4 protein-coding genes and 1 pseudogene are annotated in these 3,597 nt (G+C 69.0%); all 5 read right to left on the reverse strand.

The genetic code is table 11. The features are described from left to right. Positions 1-399, reverse strand: a 399-nt coding sequence (locus ASG00_RS18025) for a sortase (RefSeq protein ID WP_235559480.1), incomplete at its 3' end; no start/stop codon positions are given. A gap of 155 nt (positions 400-554) precedes the next feature. Further along, a complete protein-coding gene (locus ASG00_RS10275; RefSeq protein ID WP_056209305.1) occupies positions 555-1,334 on the reverse strand; it encodes a hypothetical protein in 780 nt (259 codons plus the stop codon). Beyond that, positions 1,331-2,425 (reverse strand): hypothetical protein, encoded by a 1,095-nt coding sequence (locus ASG00_RS10280; RefSeq protein ID WP_056209308.1) that lies wholly within the window; start codon positions 2,423-2,425, stop codon positions 1,331-1,333. Before ASG00_RS10280 ends, ASG00_RS10275 begins: the two co-directional genes overlap by 4 nt. A gap of 82 nt (positions 2,426-2,507) precedes the next feature. Continuing rightward, positions 2,508-3,110: a hypothetical protein gene (locus tag ASG00_RS10285; protein ID WP_137877713.1), complete on the reverse strand. Its 603-nt coding sequence runs from the start codon at positions 3,108-3,110 to the stop codon at positions 2,508-2,510. Positions 3,111-3,241: 131 nt separating this feature from the next. Further along, positions 3,242-3,597 (reverse strand): annotated as a pseudogene (locus ASG00_RS10290) (WxL domain-containing protein); the annotation flags it as partial.

Consider the following 3,597-nt stretch of genomic DNA (forward strand, 5'->3'; position numbering starts at 1 on the left):
CTCGAACTGGTCGCCCGGCTGGAGCGCCTGAAGGCCTCCGAAAGGTCCACCGAACGCAGCCGCCCGACCCATGATCACGCTGACCCCCGCCTGACCGGGGAGCACGGTGTCGCGCCGGTGGCCCGGCCCGAGGCGCAGGTCCGCGCTGGAGGTACCTTCCACGATCATTTCGGAGACGCCCAGCCGCGGGATCAGGATCGACGCCACCGGAGCGCCGTCCGGGAGGAGGACGTTGTTGAAGTCACCCTCGCTCACCGGAGCGGTTCCGGCCGCAAGCTGTGAGCGGAAGGAATCGCGCAGCTGCTGCTGTGCAGCGAGATGCTGCACGGGTCCGAAGACCAGGAGATCGAGGATGAACATCAGCAGCAGCGTCGCCACGAGTGCGAGCACGCCCCGCACGAAGGCCTGCCATGGCGTCAGAGGTGCGCGCGGTCGCGGGAGCCGCGGCACGTAGGACCCCGGCCGGCGCGGAGGGCGCGGCGGCCGTGTGGGCCGTGCCCCCCGAGGAGGTCGCGGGGGAACTGCGGCGCTCGGCGGGGCGTCGTCGATCGTCGTCACGTCGCACTCACCGGCAGCGGTGCGGCGAAGATCCGGCGAACGACATACCACGCGAGAACCGAACCACCGATCGCGATCACGCCTGTCGCGCCCAGCCACGGGAAGACGAAGGCCACGGCATCACGCGTCACGGGACCCACCTGTACGCCGTCGATCGTCTCCGGCGGTGTCAGCGTCGCGTGAGCGTTGACGAACCCCCACTGGCCGACACCGTGGAGCTCGGTCGTGACCACCTGGATCGCTCCGGGCTTCAATCCGGTCACCGCGACATCGGCAGCGTCCAGTTCGCCGCCGAGCGGATTGGTCATCCAGAAGCGCACTGTGGCGTCGATCGAGCTCTGGGAGATGTTGCGCAGGCTGAACCACAGGATGACGGAGCCCTCAGCCGGATTCGCTGCGGCCTTGCCCTGCGACTCGAGACCGCTCATGTAGAGCACGCCCCCCACCACGGCACCGCCCGAGGTCGAGGTCGTGGTCGTCGTCGTGCCGGGCACCGACGACCCGCCGCTGGTGGCACCGCCACCCGCACCCGAGCCGGACGAACCGGAGCCGAGCGAGCCCGTGCCGGAGTCACCCCCGCCCGGGGTGGTCGAGGATTCGGTCGACGAGGCGCTCGGAGTGGGCGTGCTGCCGTCGTCGACCGTGACCGAGACGTTCCCCCCACCCTGGGATGAGTCATCCGCCGAGGCGGCACCACCACCGCCGAGTGACCAGAGGACACCGAGCAGTGCGCATACGGCGACGACCCCGCCCGCACGGCTGCGCCGTGACGTCACGACGACGTCCCTACGGAGGGGCTCGCCAGTTCAGATTCCCGCGCCGCAGCGTTCTCCGACTCCATGTAGTCGAGCCACGCCTGCGCGCGCGCCTCCTGGCGACGACGCCACCAGCGCACGGCGAAGAACGCCAGGACCGCGAGGGCAATGACGATGAGAAGGATCCAGGGCGGTGTGAAGATGAAAGTGTCTCGTGAGATGACGGGTGCAGGTACCCCGAGCGAGGCGTCCTGCGTCTGGACGAAGGGACTCACGGTGACCCCGGGGTTCACAAAACCCCACTGCGAGACGCCCGACAGCGGGACATCGATGGCCGCCGCCGACCCCGGGAGGAGCTCCGCCAACGGCGACGAGGCGGTCGCACCGACAGGAATACCGAACCACGTGTGAACCGCAGCCGTCGTGTTCGCAGCGAGAGCGATGTTGCCCGTGTTCTTCACGACGTAGTGAAGCGTCACAGAACCGGCGAACGGATTCCACCAGTCCCCGTTCCAGTCGGCGCTGATGCTCGCCACCGACAGCATCGGTTGAAGCTGGCCCGCGACGCGGGCGTACAGCCGGGTGGCGACACGGCGGTCCAGGCTCACCTCGGCTCCGGGCGTGACGACCGAGGCGAGAAGTCCACCGACGTGGTCTCCGGGAGTCGCGTCCGCCGGCACGTCGAGGCTGAAAGGAACCGCGCGGCTCGTGCCGGGTGCGAGCTCGAACGAGATGCGACCGCTCCCATCCGCGAAGTGCACCCAGGTGCCGATTCCGGTGGGCTGCTGCGAGGTCGGAAGAAGGGCGTAGTCACCTTGCGCGTCGTTGAACGCGTCAGTACCGACGACGGTGAAGGTCTGCGCCGTGGTTCCCGTGTTCGACACGAGGAACGTGTCCTTCACCTGCTGGCCGGGGTTCGCCTCGTACGAGAATCGCGTGCGCCCGTCAGGCTTGCCGTCTGCCCCCGCGGGAACCGTGGAGATGCCCACCTCGTCGGCATGCGCCGCAGCAGGCGAGAACATGAGGGCACCGGTCGCCGCCACCAGGGAGACGAGCGCGATCGACACGGTGCGTCGCAGGCGCGAGGTGAGGAGAGGGAGGGCAGAAGACACGGATAGATCTTTCGCTGAGGTCGTGACGCACGAGCGGCGCGGACGTTGCGTGGGAGTGAACGGAGCGTGATCGAGGAGCGACTCAGCCTGCCGGTGCGGACCACGTCCACGACGAGCTGCTGGGGTTGTCGTTCGCCGTGATGCTCACGGAGGTGAAATCGGTCTCGATCACCGCGCCGTTCGCATCGAGGAAGGCGATCCCGAGCGAGTAGTCCCCGCCGCGTCGAGCCACCGCCCGGGTGCCCGACGGGTCGCCGCTGCCGGCAGTCGTCAAGCCGCTGATCTTCAGGTTGGGAAGCAGCACGCCGTCGGATGTGATGCCCAACCACCCCGACGCGTTCCACGCCGAGGGAGTGCGCTCGTCCCCCCGAGGGGAGAGGAACGTCGCCGCGGACGTCGCTCCCGCGGGTGCGGCGAAGGGATGCGAGAAGGTCGTGTCCGATGACGCCGGCGAACCGAAGACGTCCTGGTCCCATCCCGCTGTCGAACCGGGTGCGAGCGTTTCCCCGTCGACCCCGATGACGTACAAGGCGTGGGCCGAGGACGCCGCTGCGGTGTCCGTCGACGAACTCGGCACCGCAGCGCTGGTGGCCGTGCAGGCGGAGAGGCTCAACATCACACCGAGGGCGAAGACGGCGGCCGGCATACGACGGGACGTGCCACGACGGGAAGCGAGGAAGGGCATGGAAATCGACGGGTGCTTTCTTGAGTCTGGGAAGCGGCGCTGCCGCGGATGCACTGTGTGGGGAAGGCGCTCGCGCCCTCCCCACACAGTGGGATGCCTCCGACTGTTCGCCGTCGGCTCTTCTCGGAGGGTTACTTCGAGGCGAGCGTCAGGGTCAGGGTCGAGGTGTAGGTACCCGACACGGCGTTGTTCGGCGCCTTGAAGGTCAGGTCCGCGTTGAGCGAGGTGCCGACGGCGAGCGTGCCGTAGCCGGCCGTCGCCTGCGCGAGCGTCGCCACCGGGTAGGAAGCCGAGCCCGCGACCTGAGCCGCACCGAGGGTGATGCCGTCGGTGACGCCGCTCACGATGGCCGGCGCGATGCCCAGCGCGCTCTTCGCGATGGTGTTGGAACCGCTGGTGAAGTCGGTGGCATCCGCCTTCAGGGTCCAGCCGAGGAGCGCGTTGCGGTCATCGGTCACCTTGATCGCACCGAGCGGGACGGCCGTGG

It is taken from the genome of Microbacterium sp. Leaf351 (assembly GCF_001423825.1).
Taxonomy (GTDB): Bacteria; Actinomycetota; Actinomycetes; order Actinomycetales; family Microbacteriaceae; genus Microbacterium; species Microbacterium ginsengisoli.